The 15,962-nt window shown below is 60.9% G+C and carries 16 protein-coding genes and 1 pseudogene; 16 read left to right on the top strand and 1 reads right to left on the bottom strand.

The window, feature by feature from the left end; genetic code table 11:
• Positions 1 to 32 precede the first annotated feature (32 nt).
• The 8 genes and pseudogenes from rpsF to aroF all read left to right on the top strand — a co-directional run bounded on the left by rpsF (position 33) and on the right by aroF (position 8,932).
• A pseudogene (gene rpsF / locus P8L30_11730) lies at positions 33 to 293 on the top strand (30S ribosomal protein S6).
• Between the two features lie 219 nt (positions 294 to 512).
• Positions 513 to 707, top strand: a complete 195-nt coding sequence (rpsR, locus tag P8L30_11725) for a 30S ribosomal protein S18 (GenBank protein MDG2240862.1) — start codon at positions 513 to 515, stop codon at positions 705 to 707.
• A 4-nt stretch (positions 708 to 711) separates the two neighbouring features.
• The gene (locus tag P8L30_11720; GenBank protein ID MDG2240861.1) at positions 712 to 1,647 is read left to right on the top strand and encodes a hypothetical protein; all 936 of its coding nucleotides are present in this window, start codon (positions 712 to 714) and stop codon (positions 1,645 to 1,647) included.
• A gap of 25 nt (positions 1,648 to 1,672) precedes the next feature.
• The gene (gene rplI / locus P8L30_11715; protein MDG2240860.1) at positions 1,673 to 2,128 is read left to right on the top strand and encodes a 50S ribosomal protein L9; all 456 of its coding nucleotides are present in this window, start codon (positions 1,673 to 1,675) and stop codon (positions 2,126 to 2,128) included.
• 7 nt (positions 2,129 to 2,135) lie between these two features.
• Complete coding sequence (gene rsfS, locus P8L30_11710; protein MDG2240859.1) at positions 2,136 to 2,516, top strand: ribosome silencing factor; 381 nt, start codon at positions 2,136 to 2,138, stop codon at positions 2,514 to 2,516.
• A 181-nt stretch (positions 2,517 to 2,697) separates the two neighbouring features.
• Complete coding sequence (locus tag P8L30_11705; protein MDG2240858.1) at positions 2,698 to 4,206, top strand: SPOR domain-containing protein; 1,509 nt, start codon at positions 2,698 to 2,700, stop codon at positions 4,204 to 4,206.
• A 16-nt stretch (positions 4,207 to 4,222) separates the two neighbouring features.
• Complete coding sequence (locus tag P8L30_11700; protein MDG2240857.1) at positions 4,223 to 7,702, top strand: AAA family ATPase; 3,480 nt, start codon at positions 4,223 to 4,225, stop codon at positions 7,700 to 7,702.
• Positions 7,703 to 7,885: 183 nt separating this feature from the next.
• Positions 7,886 to 8,932, top strand: coding sequence for a 3-deoxy-7-phosphoheptulonate synthase (gene aroF, locus P8L30_11695; protein MDG2240856.1), 1,047 nt, complete (start codon positions 7,886 to 7,888; stop codon positions 8,930 to 8,932).
• A 131-nt stretch (positions 8,933 to 9,063) separates the two neighbouring features.
• On the opposite strand, the gene P8L30_11690 is transcribed toward aroF, so the two are convergent.
• Positions 9,064 to 9,630 carry a hypothetical protein gene (locus P8L30_11690; GenBank protein ID MDG2240855.1) on the bottom strand — a complete coding sequence of 189 codons (567 nt, stop codon included), beginning with the start codon at positions 9,628 to 9,630 and terminating at the stop codon, positions 9,064 to 9,066.
• On the opposite strand from P8L30_11690, the gene dnaX reads away from it, so the two are divergent.
• The 8 genes from dnaX (at position 9,622) to P8L30_11650 (ending at position 15,957) form a co-directional block, all read left to right on the top strand.
• Positions 9,622 to 11,334, top strand: coding sequence for a DNA polymerase III subunit gamma/tau (gene dnaX / locus P8L30_11685; GenBank protein MDG2240854.1), 1,713 nt, complete (start codon positions 9,622 to 9,624; stop codon positions 11,332 to 11,334). The genes P8L30_11690 and dnaX overlap by 9 nt on opposite strands.
• Positions 11,335 to 11,357: 23 nt before the next feature.
• The gene (locus P8L30_11680) at positions 11,358 to 11,684 is read left to right on the top strand and encodes a YbaB/EbfC family nucleoid-associated protein (protein ID MDG2240853.1); all 327 of its coding nucleotides are present in this window, start codon (positions 11,358 to 11,360) and stop codon (positions 11,682 to 11,684) included.
• A 19-nt stretch (positions 11,685 to 11,703) separates the two neighbouring features.
• Positions 11,704 to 12,297 (top strand): recombination mediator RecR, encoded by a 594-nt coding sequence (gene recR / locus P8L30_11675; protein ID MDG2240852.1) that lies wholly within the window; start codon positions 11,704 to 11,706, stop codon positions 12,295 to 12,297.
• 1 nt (position 12,298) lies between these two features.
• The gene (locus tag P8L30_11670; GenBank protein ID MDG2240851.1) at positions 12,299 to 12,589 is read left to right on the top strand and encodes a hypothetical protein; all 291 of its coding nucleotides are present in this window, start codon (positions 12,299 to 12,301) and stop codon (positions 12,587 to 12,589) included.
• Between the two features lie 171 nt (positions 12,590 to 12,760).
• Positions 12,761 to 13,339, top strand: a complete 579-nt coding sequence (locus P8L30_11665) for a hypothetical protein (protein MDG2240850.1) — start codon at positions 12,761 to 12,763, stop codon at positions 13,337 to 13,339.
• A gap of 19 nt (positions 13,340 to 13,358) precedes the next feature.
• Complete coding sequence (pgsA, locus tag P8L30_11660) at positions 13,359 to 14,003, top strand: CDP-diacylglycerol--glycerol-3-phosphate 3-phosphatidyltransferase (GenBank protein ID MDG2240849.1); 645 nt, start codon at positions 13,359 to 13,361, stop codon at positions 14,001 to 14,003.
• A 10-nt stretch (positions 14,004 to 14,013) separates the two neighbouring features.
• On the top strand, positions 14,014 to 15,213 hold the full coding sequence (locus tag P8L30_11655) for a nicotinamide-nucleotide amidohydrolase family protein (protein MDG2240848.1): 1,200 nt from the start codon (positions 14,014 to 14,016) through the stop codon (positions 15,211 to 15,213).
• Positions 15,214 to 15,273: 60 nt separating this feature from the next.
• Positions 15,274 to 15,957, top strand: coding sequence for a nucleotide exchange factor GrpE (locus P8L30_11650; GenBank protein ID MDG2240847.1), 684 nt, complete (start codon positions 15,274 to 15,276; stop codon positions 15,955 to 15,957).
• Positions 15,958 to 15,962: the final 5 nt, after the last annotated feature.

Raw genomic sequence — 15,962 nt, 5'->3', positions numbered from 1 at the left:
CCGTGACTAACCTACGGACCGAGGGAAGATCTATGCGGACCTACGAGGTCGTGTACATCCTCGACCCGGCGCTCGACGAGAGCGCGGTCAACAGCAAGCTCGAGAAGCTCCACTCGCTCGCCATCGCAATGGGCGGCGAAGTCAGCGCTATCGACCACTGGGGCCTTCGCCAACTGGCGTACCCAGTCAACAAGCAAACAGCAGGCTACTACGTCGTAGGTCACTTCACGGCCGTGGCGGAAGCTTTGCCGGAGTACGAGCGTCTGATTAGGCTCGACGGCGAAGTCATGCGTTATCTGTTGGTCCTCAACGAGGGTGAGCCGACCGATGGCGACTCACTTTTAGGTGAACCTCGCCCGGAGCGCGCCCGTAAGGAGGACGACGAGGACGAGGACGAGGACGAGGACGACGATGACGATCGCGATCGTCGCCCCGAATCCGAGGAGGAGGTCCAGGATTCGGACCGTCCCGGGCCGCCGGAGTACACGGGTCCCCGAGGTCGCCGTCGTCGCATTGAAGGCCCTCCGATCATCCTGCTCAACTACAAGGATGTCGGTACGCTTTCTCACTTTGTGACGGAGCAGGGAAAAATTATCCCGCGCCGCACCACGAAGGTCAGTGCTGGATTCCAGCGTCAGCTGGGTCGGGCCGTGAAGCGCGCGCGTTACCTCGCGCTGATTCCCTACACGCGTAACGACGAAGGCTAGTCGCGTGCAGGAGGCCCAAGTACCGGTTCGCGAAGGCCGCGAGTGGCTTCGTGCTGCTGCGCTCTTCGGACTCGCCGCGACGACCTCGGTCTTTCAGCCCGCCGTGTTAATCGGCGTGCCGTTTCTTCTCTTTGTAGGTATGAGAGGGGTGCGCGGCACGCCGATGTTCGTGGCGGCAGCGCTGGCCGTGTTGATCGCAAGTTCAGGTGTTCGCGACGGGTTTTGGTATGTCGAGCGTGCTTGGGCAGTGATCGTGGCGGGTTGGTTCTTAGCCTTTGTCGTCGCGCGCCCGGAGTGGCGGTTTTTCACTCGCGCGGTGGGCGCGGTGCTCAGTGCGGGTGTGAGCGTCGCGGTTTTGATATCTGTCCGAGCCGGTGCGTGGAGTGCTTTGGACTGGACGATCACAGACCGTGTCCGAGGTGGCATCGCCACGTTAGTGGATTCCGCGGCGGTATTGCGGGGCGGGGAGGCACTCTCCCCGGCGTTCGTGACAGCGATGTACGAGATGGCAGAGTCTCAGTTGGAGATTTTTCCGGCTTTGACCGGTATGGCTTCGATCGCGGGGCTGGGAGTTGCGTGGTGGTTGTACGCGCGCCTCAATCGTCAGACTTCGGATGTGATCGGGCCTTTGCGAGACTTTCGATTTAATGACCACTATGTGTGGATCTTCATCGGGGGCGTGATGCTCTTGGCCACGACGTTGAGCGATCCGCTCGACCGAGTGGGGTCGAACGCTGTGGCGTTTATGGGTGCGCTCTACGCTTTGCGTGGGGCAGCCGTGTTCGTGTTTGTAAGTGGCGGCTTCTCGTGGTTCGGATACGTGATGACGGCTTTGGGACTGTTTCTGTTGACCCCCGTGGTACTTGGTGCCGCGATGGTGATCGGGATCGGTGATACCTGGCTCGACTTGCGTCGACGCGCTCGTGAAGTGGCCGCCTGACCTCAATAGGACGTTTGGAGGAATAATGAAGCTGATCTTGAAGCAGTCCGTCGATCGACTCGGTGAGGCTGGCGATGTGGTTCAGGTGAAGGCCGGCTACGGGCGGAACTACCTGCTCCCACAGGGCCTTGCCTATGTCGCGAGCGAGGCCAACATGGTGAAGATCGAGGCAGAACGGACGAAGGCAGATGAAGTCGCGCGTCGCGATCGCCTCGAAGGGAGCCGCAGAGCGTCTCAACTCGAAGGGCTGTCGTTGGTGTTTAACGAGAGGGCTGGCGAGGACGGAAAGCTGTTTGGTTCGGTGACGGCTGCTGACATCGCCGAGAGCGCCAACGCAGGAGACCTCGACTTTGAGCTCGATCGTCGCACGATCGTGCTGGAAGAGCCGATCAAGTCGATTGGAGTTGTGTCCGTCGCGGTGAAGCTGCATGCCGAGGTGGAGTCTGTGATCGAAGTTCGGGTCGAGAGAGAAGAAGGCTGATCTGCGAGTGATAGACGCTAAGCCGGAGGAATTTCCGCCTGAGGTACGGCGGGCTGCCGAGTTGGCGTTGGAGCGAAAGGCCCGTGACGTCGTGGTGCTCGACTTGCGAGGTATTTCCACGGCTACCGACTATTTCGTTGTTGCCTCCGGGCAATCCGACGTGCAAGTGAAGGCAGTCACGGACAACGTGGTGGAAGAGCTCAAGAAGGAGGGCCATCGGCCGGTGCACGTCGAGGGCAAGAGCGGTGGCCGATGGGTGCTCGTGGATTACATCGATTTCGTGGTGCACGTGTTCCACCCCCAAGCCAGAGACTTCTATCAGCTCGAGAATCTCTGGGGTGACGCACCGCGCTGGGAAGCTCCAGAAGAAGCCGAAGAGCCGGGGTAAACAGGAAGCGAGCCATCGTCAGATAAGCATTGGGATGCTTAGTTTTTTGAGGCGACAGCGCGTTTGCTCACCCGGAGTGCGTGGTCTAACTTGTCACGGACGCGGGCAGGTGGCCGAGCCCCCGGAACCAACTTAGAAGCCCCGCAGACACGGGGTCCAAACGACAGCCGCCCCGCCGCCTATGGTCGACCTTCCCAACTGGAGTCAACACGACGCGAGTCGGACTCCCTCGCTGCCGGAGCACGCCGAGCGTCCTGGTAGGTTGGTGGTGGTGCTTACGACTCGAGGTGCAAGGCGAGACGGCTTCGCGATCGATGCTGTCCTCGGGATGGTGACGGGTTGGAGCGCCGAGGGAAGACGCGTCGTTCTTGCTGACGTGGGACTGGATGAGCCGTCCCTTCATGCCGCTGTGGACGCCCCGAATGCCGAGGGCGTCGGAGACGTCGTGTTGTTTGGCTCCTCCGTTCGTAGAGTGGCTCGTGCTGCTCCTCATGGCGGCTACTTCTTCATCGGAGCCGGCACCGGAGCGGCTGATCCATCACAGGTTCTTGGACACGGGCGTTGGGACAGGCTGTGCAGGGGTTTTCTCGATGCCGGAGTAACTCTGGTTGCTTTTGCGCACGCGGAGTGCCCGGGCACGGAACACGTACTTCGCGTCGCGACAGATATCGTCGTTCTCGCGAACGAAGATGAGGATGTTTCCGGGCAGTTGGCTGAAGCCGCCGGAGTGGTTTGCCTCGTGTCCGGACCCTCAACGGCCGTATCTGGGCAAGCGTCGCTGGCGGTGCTAGAGACTGACTCCGATCTGGAGGCTCATCTCTTCGAAACCTTGGAGGTCCCGGAGGACGAGGGTGAAGGGAACCATCCGGAGGTCGGCCCCCGGGACGAACCGTCCGACATCGAATTTCTGCCCGATGCAGAGTCGATGGCGCCAGAGCTGGAGCCTCCGCTAGCGCCTGAGGTGGACGAGGCTGTGGTCAGCGGATCCATACTGGGTGACGAAGGCGCCGGTGAAGTTGCGGCACCAGGTTCGAGGAATCGAGTGCTGCTCGGGTTGAGTACCCTCATGCTAGCCATGGTGGGCGCGGCTGTGATGGGTTGGGTCCAAATTCCTGGACTGTCCCCTGAAGTGCCGATAGTGCCGTCCGCAGAGGGTCCGCTTCAGGTCGCTCGGTCGGTGCCGCTCGCGGAGTCGACGCTCATGTTGAGCCACTCCGTGGCGGTGGGCGCGTTTCAGGACGAGACGGTGGCCATGAGCCGCCTGACTGGTCTCCAAGCGGCCGCGGGCGTGTTCGCCATCCTCGCACCCGTGCGTGTAGACGGCACCGTCTACTATCGCGTGCTCGTTGGGCCGGCGACAGACTCAATGTCGGCGGAGACCCTCGCGGATCGTCTGGCGCTCGAAACCGCTGTGAGCAGTGCTTCGTGGGTCGTGCGAACGACGCCCCTCGCGTTTGAACTCGGTGAGCTTCTCGACGAAGAGGCGACTGCTCAGCGGGTCGAGGTGCTGCGCGGTCTCGGTGTCCCTGCCTACTCGCTCGCAATCGACTTCTCGGACGGGACGACGCGGTACCGCGTGTACGCGGGTGCATACGTGGATGAGCAAGAAGCCTCGTATCTACAGAGCCACCTGATAGCTCAGGGCCTCGACAACGCAACGCTTACGACTCGCATAGGCCGCGTTCAGTGACAACTCCAAACACTACATGAAGCTTCGCTCTCTCAAGGTGCACGGGTTCAAGTCCTTCGCGGACTCGACCACGATCGAATTCCACGACGGCATCACCGCGATCGTCGGCCCCAACGGGTGCGGCAAGTCAAACATCAGCGACGCGATTCGGTGGGTCCTCGGAGAACAGCGGCCGACCGCCATCCGCGGTGCGAAGATGGAGGAGGCGATCTTCCAAGGCACCGTGGGGCGCCGACCCGTCAACCGAGGCTCGGTCTCGTTGACAGTCAGCAACGAAGACGGCGCGCTCCCGGTTCCCTTCGAAGAGGTGGAGGTGGGGCGCCAGGTTTTCCGTGACGGTGGCAGTGAATACTCGATCAATCGTTCGGCGTGTCGCTTACGGGACGTTGTCGACCTATGCCGAGATACAGGTTTAGGCGCAAACGCATATTCGATGATCGAGAATCGAATGATTGACGCCATTCTCTCGGACCGTACCGATGAGCGCCGAGGCCTATTCGAGGAAGCCGCCGGGATCGGCAAGTACAAGGATCGGCGGAAGGCCGCGACGAGACGGTTGGAGCGGGCAGAGATGGACCTGCAGCGCCTCGAGGACGTGATCGCGGAAGTTCAGACGAAGGTCCGATCGCTGTCTCGGCAGAAGGGGAAAGCGGAGCGTTATCTGGAGTACCGCCAGAGGCGATTGGACGTTGAAGTCTCCGTCGTGCGGCATCAACTGGATACGCTCCGCAAACGTCTTGCTGGAGTCGAGAAGGAGTTGGAGGGGGACATCCACACCGGTGAGGGGAAGGTCGCGGAACTCACTTCTGCTGAGGCTCAATATGAGTCTCTTCGCCTCCGGGAAGTCAGCGCGGAAAAGGAACGTACGGAAGCTGCCAAGGCACTCGAGCAGGTTCGCGAGGCGCTGGTGAAATGGGAGCGAGACCTCGCGGTTGCGGATGAACGGGCGGCCTACGCCGAACGCCGCCTCGCGAAGATCGATGAAGAGCGCGCCCTTGCCCGTGAGCAGTCAGAGTCTCTTGCCCGCGATGAAAGTGTCCTCGGTGCCGACAGGGATCGGGTAGCAGAAGAACTCGATCAAATTCGGAAGGTTGCTGGCGAACGTGCGGTGGACGTGCAAGAGATCCGGACGAGACTGCAGGAGGCCCGGGGGCGGCTCGATGAGGTAGAGACGCGTGAGCGGGACCTCGCTCGACGTGGAGCGCAGCTTGAAGGGGATGCTCAGTCTTCGGATGCGCAGGCCGAAGAACTGGAGCACCGACTTTCTTCGGTGTCCGAAGAACTCGATGGCGCGGCTGAGGCCCTCTCGGATCTGGAGTCGCAGGGGGACCTCTTTTCCGGCCGACTTGAGGACCTCACCGATCGCCTTGATGAAGCGCGTGCCGGGGTCGAAAAGGCCGGTGCCGATGTCGCTACGGCCAAAGCCGAGTTGGAATCAGCGCGTGCTCAGCAGCGTGTTGCGGCGGAGCAGGCGGCCTCACTCGCCGCGCGGCACTCCGCGCTTGAGAGACTCGAGCGTGATCGGGAGGGGTTCGATCCTGCGGTGAAGGCGGCGCTGGCTTCTGGAATAGACGGTGTGCTTGGCACTTTGGCGGACTTTATGGAGGGCGGCGCGGAGTCGGCTTCTGCCGTGGAGGCGTACCTGGGTGCCCTCACACGCGCGTTGGTCGTCCGGGACTCCGCTGTCGTCGACGCTGTCGTCGAGTGGTTCACGTCTTCCTGGGAAGGTGGGGGGGGCTTGATCCTCCTATCGCTGGATTCCGTCCCCTACACCGGCTCGGCGAGCGGCAATCTGCTGGACGGGGTGCGTGCGCATGGTGAAGGCGCGACATGGGTGAAGGCACTCCTTGACGGTGCGGATCGTCCACAGGGTGGAGATGCCATCGTCACGCGAGCGAAGGGCGTAGTTCGTGTCGGGAATCCTTCGGGTGCCTCGGGCGTGCTCGAACGGAAAGAAGAAATCAAAGAAGTCGCGGAACATCTCCACGCGGCGCGTGCAGCTGAGAGCACAGCCCGCGCAGCCCAGGTGGCTGCCGAGGAATCCCTCACTGCCACGGAATCGGGACTCGAGCAGGCGCGTGAAGCGATGCGGGGTGCCGAAGACGATCTGAGGAAGGTCCAGAGCCAGGTCGATGCCCAGTCTGATCGGCAGGGAAGAATGGATCGACTCCGGGACGAATTGTCCCGGCAGGTAAAGGGGACCAAGGCCGCCCGAGTCCGAGCGCTTCAGCGTGCCCAAGAGGCCCGCAGTGATCGTGAGATTCTCCTCCAGCAGGAGGAGGGCCTGAACCAGGAGCGTAGCGAAGCGCGCGCGGCAATGGAGGCGGTTCAGGAGGAGTGGGAAACAGCACGTGCGGAGGAAGCACGTCTCGCCGTCGACGTGGCCCGACTCGAAGGCGATGTGAAGCGTCTGAGCGAGCGCCTCGAGTCCATCGGGACCGCCCACGCTCAAGCCATTGAACGAATGAAGGCGTTGGATCAAGAAGAAAAGACGCTGCGAGAAGAGCAGGCCGCGGCGCAACGGATTCGATCTGAGGGTGACGTTGCCACTGAGCGCCTTTTCGGTGAGCGGACCGTTGCCGAGACCGTAGTGCGTGAACGTGACGAGGTACTTCAGTCCGTTGCTGCCTCACTGGCGGACGCAGAACGTCGGGTTCGTGAAGCACGCACGGCAGAACGCGCCGCTTCAGATCGTCGACACGAACTTGAGCTCGAACGCCAGGAACTGGGTGGGCGCATTGATCGAATTCGGGAACGCCTAGAGGGAGAGTGGGGGCGTTCGCTCGAAGCTCTGTTGGAAGAGGCTTCGCCGGTTCAGGGCGAACAGGAGGACCTACAGGCGGAATTGCGCGAGATCGTCATCGCACTCGATAAGATCGGGCCGGTGAACATGCTGGCCGTAGAGGAGCACGAGGAGGAGAGCCAACGCCTTGAGTTCCTCACGGAGCAGAGAGCGGACTTGGTCGAGGCTCGGAATGATCTTCGGTCTGCAATTCGTGAGATCAACAAGACGGCGACCGAACTCTTCATGGGCACCTTCGACGCCATTCGAGTGAACTTCCGCGAGACCTTTCTCCGGCTGTTCGAAGGTGGAGAAGCCGACATCTGGCTCCAGGAAGGGGAAGATCCCCTAGAAGCCCCGATCGAAATTCATGCTTCTCCAAAGGGAAAGAAGACTCAGCGTATTGATCTGCTTTCGGGTGGAGAGCGGGCTCTGACCGCCCTTTCGCTGCTCTTCGGGATCTACCTGGTCAAACCGAGCCCGTTTTGTGTTCTAGACGAAGTCGATGCCCCGTTGGACGAGAACAACATCGGGCGATTCATCAGATTACTACAGGACTTCAAGGGTGAAAGCCAATTCGTGATCATCACCCACAATCCGCGCACGATTGAGGCGGCGGACTGGATCTACGGTGTGACTATGGAAGAGCCCGGCGTGAGTACGATCGTTGGTGTGAAACTCCAGGAAGCACTGCAGGCAGCCGGACTCGCCTAAGAAGACATACTGCAAGCCTACCCTCCGGCTCACACCGGAAGCCGGGGTACAAGTAAGTGAGCAGAGGATATGAAGGCCGGTGCTTAGCCGCCTGGGACGGCAGGGGCATCTCCGTGAGGACACAACGGGCGGTAGGCAACACCCGTTTAGGCATAGGCCCGCCTCCAATACTGAGAGAATGTAATGCTCGTCGTGATGAAGAACTCGGCCTCTGCAGACCAGATTGAATCGGTCGTCGGGGTCATAAAGGATATGGGTTACGATGCCCGCCCGATTCCGGGCGGACAGCGCACTGCTGTTGGTCTCATTGGCAATGATGGTGGTGTGGACGCAGGGAGGCTACAAGGGCTCGACGGCGTGCTAGAGGTGATCCCGGTCACCCATCCGTACAAGCAGGTGTCGAGGGAGTGGCAGGCTGATGACACCCTAGTGCGTTTGACGAACGCCACGGTCTTCGGCGGATCTGATTTGGTCATTATCGCGGGCCCCTGCGCCGTAGAGAGTGAAGGCCAGATCCTAGGCGTCGCCCATCAATTGAAGGAGATGGGGGCCACCGTGTTACGCGGAGGAGCTTTCAAACCCCGCACTTCGCCATACTCGTTCCAGGGCTTGGGAGAGGATGGACTCGTGCTTCTCGCCAAGGCAAGAGAAGAGACGGGCATGGCGATTGTGACCGAGGCGCTCGATCCGGACGGCGCGGACTTGGTGGCTGAGTATGCAGACATCGTACAGATCGGCGCCCGCAATATGCAGAACTACCCACTGCTCCGACGCGCTGGCCGTACAGGCAAACCGGTACTCTTGAAGCGTGGCATGGCGGCGACGATCGAAGAGTTCTTGCTGGCCGCGGAGTATGTTCTCGCTGAAGGGAATCCGAATGTGATTCTGTGCGAGCGAGGCGTGCGCAGCTTCGATACTCACACGAGAAACGTCCTCGACCTCGCGGCGATCCCCGTGGTTCAGGCGCTCTCCCATTTGCCGATCGTGGCTGACCCGAGCCACGGGACCGGAATTCGGTCCATGGTCACACCCATGGGACGTGCGGCGGTGGCCGCCGGAGCCGACGGGTTGATTGTTGAGGTGCACCCAGATCCGACGAAGGCGATGTCTGACGGCGCTCAATCGTTGTATCCCGACCAATTTGGCGCGTTGATGGACCAGGTCCGGGTCATCGCCAACTCCATCGGCCGGGACGTGTGTGCCCCTTTGGGCGAAGTCACCGCAGCGTGAGCTAGCGGGTTCTAGATGGCTCGTTGGACCATTCCGTGATGTCGTTTGATCGACGTTTGTCTTCGATGACCACGTCCGAATATCCGCCGCACTCCCTCGGGGCGCGAGGCGAAGCCCTCGCCCGAGAATGCCTAGAGGGTCGGGGGTGGGAGGTCCTTGTCCAAAATGTCCGGTTCGGAAGAAGAGAAGTCGACCTCGTTGTGCGGAAGAGAGATCTTGTAGCGTTTGTTGAGGTCAAGACTAGAACTGGCCGCGCCTTCGGCGTTCCCGAGTTGGCGGTCAATCTGCGCAAGCGTCGTGAAATTGAGCTCGTCGCTGCCGACTTTCTCTTCCGCATGGGCTTGTCGGAAGTGGATGTCAGGTTCGATGTCGTTGCCGTTGAGGTCGATACCGCGGGGCTCACTACGCGTCTCGAGCATATTGAAGACGCATGGAGGCCTGGCTGGCGCTAATTGAACGAGTTTGAGGTCGGTTGCGCGTTGACCGACCCGACGCCCCAGAATAGCTTCGTGGTGCCCCAGGTCCGTAGGGTGAAAGCCCATGAATTCCGTCAGGACCTCGCCGGTAGCAGCGGTAAGTGTGGTGATCGTCGCTGCGGGTCGCCTGGGGCACTTTTCCTTCCTTACTAGCGGAGTCCCAATCGCTACGGGAGGGATCAGCTCCTGGGGCTCTCGCAATGTGGTAATTCCTTGGCGCATACTGCCTTAGCTAGAAAGTACCGGCCGCGCTCGTTCGCCGACGTGGCGACCCAGGAGCACGTTTCTGAGACTCTGCGCCGAGCGGTGTCCGGGGGGCGTGTTGGACACGCCTACCTGTTCTGCGGCCCTAGAGGCGTCGGAAAGACGACGCTGGCCCGCGTTCTTGCCATGGCGCTCAACTGCTCCGAGAGAACCGACGGCGGCGAACCGTGTGGAGAGTGCGACAGTTGCGGTCGGATCTGGGCAGGGCACACGGCTCTCGACGTAGTCGAGATCGACGCGGCGTCGAATCGAGGTGTCGACGATGCGAGGGATCTGCGAGAGCGCGCGATGTATGCTCCGTCGAGCGATGGGCGTTTCAAGATTTATATCGTGGATGAGGCGCACATGCTTACCCGCGAGGCCTGGAACGCCCTCCTCAAGATCCTCGAGGAGCCGCCCCCGCGGGTCATCTTCGTGTTCGCGACCACAGAGCCGCAGAAGATCCAGCAATCCGCAGCGCCAATTCTCTCGCGGTGCCAGAGATTCGATTTTCGACGTATCGGTGTCGCAGACATCATGCGTCAGCTTGCCAAGGTCCTGGAGCGGGAAGGTGCGAAGGCGCCCGAGGACGCGTTGCGCCTCATCGCCCGCAAGGCAGACGGCGGAATGCGCGATGCACTGTCGCTTCTCGACCAGGTCATTTCCCTCACGGGTGGAGACGTCGAAGCCGATTCGGTTCGCCGAGTACTCGGCCTAGTGGAGGAGGAGAGATACCTCGATCTCCTCGATATTCTCTCTGAAGATCGTCACGCTGAGATCTTCGACTTGGTCGAGCGGTTGGTCGACGAAGGATACGATCTCGTCGAGTTCTATCACGGCCTATTGGACACGCTCCGAGCACTGCTCCGGCTGCGCTTGGCTCCAGATACGGCGATGGATATTCGACCGGAATTGAAGGGCGAGTTCGCTGCGCGTGCCCAACTATTCGAGTCGGGCGATCTCGTGAGGATGCTGGCCGCGGCAGCTGAACTCGAGGCGCAGGGTAGCCTTCGCCGCAGTCCCAATCCACGTGTACTGATCGAGATGCTTCTGTTACGGCTCGGCTACCTCGATCGCACTGTCGCGCTCGAGGAGCTGATTCACGCGCTCGGGGGAGCTCCGCCTTCTGAGGGTGGCGCGGCGGGTGGAAGCAGCGGCGGTTCAAGAGCCTCCACCACCGTCGCAGCATCGCCGCCGCCGGAAGAAGTGGCGAGCGTGTCGGCGTCGCAGGCAACGCCGGTGAATGGAGTGATCGAGGAGGCCCCAGAGGCCGTTGTGCTCTCCGAGATCCCGGAGGATGACATCGTGCCATCAACTCGGGTGGAAGAAGCCTGGACGAGATGGCTCGATTCGGGCAACCACGTACCCCGAGGTCTGAGCGCGTTCCTGCGGTCCGCGACGGTCCGCGAACTCGACGACGGCGCCGTAGAAATCACGTTGTTGCCGGGGCCTGCCTCGGAACGCATCGGGGAAGCGACGGTCCGGGCTACGATCATCCGAGGACTGAGCCCTTACCTAGGCCGTCCGGTGGCATTGGCGGCCCCGAGCTCGGAAAGTCCCGTGGAAGGTCCCGCTCGGGTCACTGAAGATGAGGTCCGCGAAGACACATTGAAGGCCCTTTATCGCCAGGAACCCCGCCTAGAGAAGGCGGTACAAGAACTCGACCTAGAGCTGATGGATTAACCAGTCCAACTTCGACCGAACCTATGACAGATCTTTCGCAGCTGATGCAACTCGGCCAGCAGATGCAGGCCAAGATGACGGAACTCCAGCAGTCCTTGGAGGCAAAGAAGATTTCGGCTTCTTCGGGTGGTGGGATGGTCACCGCTACGGTCGATGGAAAGGGGTCTGTGAAGCAGGTGCAAATCGATCCCACTTGTGTGGACTCAAGCGATGTCGAGATGCTTGAGGATTTGGTCCTAGCGGCGGTAAACAAGGCTCAGACAAAGGCCCAGGCCGAGTATGAGGGTGAGATGAAGAAGGTCACGGGCGGGCTGCCGATGAATATTCCCGGCCTCCCGAAACTCTTCTGATTCGGAAAAGGATTGCCACATGTCGGTGATTGATCGTCTCACCGGCGAGTTTTCTCGCCTTCCTGGCGTCGGCCCAAAGACGGCCCTTCGACTCGTCCATCACCTAATGAAGGGCACCAAGGAGGACACTCGTCGACTCGCACGTGCCATGAGTGACGTCGCGGATCGGGTGCGTCCTTGCGACGTGTGTGGGAATTTCTCAGAACACGAATTGTGCGAAGTGTGCGCGGATCCGAAACGGGATCGCAGCGTGCTCTGTGTGGTGGAGGAGGCTTATGAGGTAGGTGCCATCGAGCGGACAGGGCAGTTCAGAGGGCTCTTTCACGTCTTGGGCGGCAGGCTATCCCCGTTGGACGGAATCGGACCGGATGAGTTGCATATGGAGTCGCTGATGGACCGCATCAACGGGTCGGGCGGCGAAGTCAGAGAAGTGATTGTGGCCACGAACTCCAGTGTGGAGGGTGAGGCCACCGCCGTGTATCTGGAGCAGGAGATTCGGCCGTTGGGGCCGACGGTCACTCGATTGGCCCGTGGCATCCCGGTCGGGAGTGACCTCGAATACGTGGACGGGACGACCATTGCTCAGGCGTTGGTCGGAAGGCGGGAGATGTGAGATGAACAAGAAGATCCGAAGCGCAGGGCTCACTGTGCTCGCGGCAGCTGCGGCGGGGGCGATCGCAGCCCTGATTATTCGTGACCAGATCACACGTCACCAGCGAGATCTATTCAATCCACGAGCGCTCCGCCGGCTCGCCGCGCTCGGGCATGTAAGCAAAGAGCCTGCATCTGTGGACATGATCCGCCTGCTCAGAGACTTCGTTGCCTGGGAGCCGCGCAAGATGCTTAGGGAGAGAGCCGCCGCCATCGTTGAGCGGATGGAGGGTGAGGTGGCACATGTCGGATGAGTACCCCCATCTTGCCCTCGAACCGGCCGGACTCGACCTTGCCGACCGCCCGGGGAGACAGGATTTTCCGTCGGTCACTTTCAGGGTTAGCTTGTAGGCCCTCAGTGCCGGATGCGTTGTACGGTCCGGCTGACTTCCCAACCGTCCAGCGAGAAGAGGTAGCGTCGACCCATGTCGATGATCAACTACGCCTCGCGTGAGATCAACTGCAAAATCGTCTACTACGGGACTGGTCTCGGGGGTAAGACTACGAACTTGGAATACATCTATTCCAGGGTGAACCCCGATACGACGGGGAAGATGATCTCGCTCGCAACGGAGACGGAGCGAACGCTCTTTTTTGATTTTCTGCCTATCGACCTGGGCGAAGTAAGAGGTTTCAAGACCCGCTTCCATCTCTACACTGTCCCTGGCCAGGTGTACTACAACGCCAGCAGGCGGCTGATCTTGAAGGGTGTGGATGGCCTGATCTTTGTAGGGGATTCTCAGGCGACGCGCGCTGAAGCGAACATCGAGTCGATGCACAACCTGTATGACAACCTCGAGGCCTATGGTTACGACCTCGAGACGATCCCGTTTTCGATCCAGTACAACAAGCGCGATATGCCCAACATCCTTTCAGTGGAAGAACTCCGTGCTCAGATCAACCCAATGGGTGTGCCGGACTTCGAGGGTGTAGCGATCGAGGGGAAGGGTGTCTTTGAGACCCTCTCCTGCGTGAGTAAGCTGGTCATCAAAGCGCTCTCGTGAATAGTTAGGGGGAGACTCAGTGTCTGAGAATCGCTTCACCCTTCCCAACGTCATCACGGTCGTGCGGATTATCGTGGCGCCTGCGGTCGCATATATGGCGCTGGCTCCGGACATGAGCACTCGCGTTTGGGCGTTTGTCCTTTTCGTCGCGGCCGCGCTCTCTGACGTCTACGACGGGTACTTGGCGAGGCGCTACGACCTTATCACGGACATGGGTAAGCTCCTTGACCCTCTCGCTGACAAGTTGCTCATGGCGGCGGCGTTCGTGCCCTTCTATATCATCTCGCATCGCGGGGTTGAGGGAGACTTGATCCCGTGGTTGGGTCCCATGCCGATCTGGGTACTTGTCGTCATTTTTGGCCGAGAGGTTTTCATCACGATCTTCCGCAGTTATGCGGCGGCGAGAGGCGTGATCATACCGGCTGGGAAATCGGGCAAACAAAAGGCACTGCTGCAGGCACTTTTCATGGGCGGACTGCTCTTGTGGTACCCCGTCCGGATGGCCGCCGAGGCGAATGCTTGGGATGGACCGTTTTGGACTTTCTGGGAGCAATTCCATACGGGATGGATCGGCGTGACGCTCGTCTTGGCCCTGATCCTCACGGTTTACTCAATGCTGGACTATCTGTGGTCCTACCGGTCCCTGGTCGGTCTTCGAAGCTGAGGAAGCAGCCGTGAGTTCCAAACCACACACCGGGCCGCTTCGAGCGGCCGTCGTCTCGGTAGGAAACGAACTCCTATTCGGGGAGACGGTAGACACCAACGCTGCGTGGCTCGGTCGGCGACTCACCTCCGAGGGAGTGACGGTTGTCCGACGATTCACCGCCCCAGACGACGTCGGGGCGATCCAGGAGTGCGTCACTTCAGCCATGCGGAGCGCTGAACTCGTCGTGATCACTGGCGGCCTCGGGCCGACCCCCGACGATGTGACCCGAGATGCGGTTGCCACTCTGTTCGAGAGCCCGGAAGGCGCACGCGTCTTGAAAAACCCGATCGGCACGGCTCCGGGGATAGCAATGGACGTCGAAGGCGGCGCGGTAGTACTCTTTCCGGGGGTGCCGCGTGAGATGAAAGCCATCTTCGATGGGGACTTCTTGGCGCTGTTACGCGAACGCTATGCGGATCAGATGGTACCCACATGGCATCGGCTGATCCACACCAGTGGAGTCCCTGAGTCCCAGCTCGCGGAGTTGATCGGAGAGGCGTTTCCCGATCTTGATCGAGAGTTGGGCGACCGGATCTCGCTCGCTTATCTGCCCGACCTTCGTGGGGTGGACATGAGGGTGAGTGCCCATTCGTCTTCCCGCGCTCTGGCTGAGCGCGAGCTTGATCGAGCGGAGGCGCTCTTGGCTCCTGTTGTTGCGCCGTGGCGTTTCCGCGCCGCCAGTGGAGACATGGCCGAAGCGGTGCTCGACGCCTTACGCGAGTCGGGAGAAACGCTGGCGGTTGCCGAGAGCTGCACGGCAGGGATGGTCTCCGCCCGCCTGACAGGGCAGGCTGGCGCTTCCGATGTCTTTTTGGGTGGTGTGGTCTCCTATGCCAACGAGGTGAAGGAGGCATTGTTGGGGGTTCCACGGCCAGTGATGGTCGAATTTGGTGCGGTGTCCGAGCCTGTAGCCCGCCATATGGCTGAGGGTGCGCGCATGACCCTTGGCGCTTCGATCGGCGTTGGTATCACGGGGGTTGCGGGACCCGGCGGCGGGACGGAAGAAAAGCCGGTGGGGACCGTATGGTTGGCGGTTGCCGGGCCCCGTGGGATTGTGTCAGAAACGGCCTGCTTCTCTGGGGACCGACACGCAGTGAGGGAACGCACAACGCAGGCAGCGCTAGTGCTGGCCCAGAAGTATCTCTTGCATATGGGTGAGGGGCTCTGAACGCCGCCGCCTGCCTGTAGTATCTTCTACGCCGCAGCTTGAACTCAGAAGAACAAAACGATGATGGATTCTGTATCCCAGCAGGACACGTCGGAGGGAGATGTGACGGACGCGATGGCCGAAGATGTAGAACAGACCGGTGGAGCCCCTGACGGTGACGTCGTGGATGGCGATGCGGTTGATTTCGAGGCTGGAGACGACATTGGTCCAGTGGCAGCCAACGAGGCATCTGAAGACGACGATGGCGCGGAGACAGCTGACGCGTATGTAGACGATTCGGAGCCCGAATCGGAGCTCGACGCCCTGAAGGGCGACTACGCGGCTCTGAATGACCGCCACCTGCGGCTCGCGGCGGAGTTCAACAACTTCCGTCGGCGTACGGAACAAGAGAAACTCGAGGCGTGGTCGAGGGCCCGTTCAGACCTGGTCGGGGGTTTCCTCAGCGTCTTGGACGATCTTCATCGGGTCGCAGAGTTGGACCTTAGTAACGCGACGGTCGAGGCCATTATGGAGGGCATCGATCTGGTCGAGAAGAAGTTCGTGCGGGAAATTACCGATGTCGGCGTGGAAATGCTCGACCCGGTTGGGGAGGCTTTCGATCCTGAGCGGATGGAAGCGATGATGCGTGTGCCAACCGATGATGAGACCCTAGATGACACGGTGGCAGCCGTCTTCCAGAAGGGCTACTCGCTTAAGGGTATTCTCGTCCGGCCTGCCCGGGTGAGTGTCCACAAGCACGGGTAGGGGCA

The organism is Longimicrobiales bacterium, from assembly GCA_029245345.1.
Classification (GTDB): Bacteria; Gemmatimonadota; Gemmatimonadetes; order Longimicrobiales; family Gaopeijiaceae; genus CALFPJ01.
The sequence above is the reverse complement of the archived record's forward strand: the minus strand, read 5'-3'. Positions and strand labels throughout refer to the sequence as shown.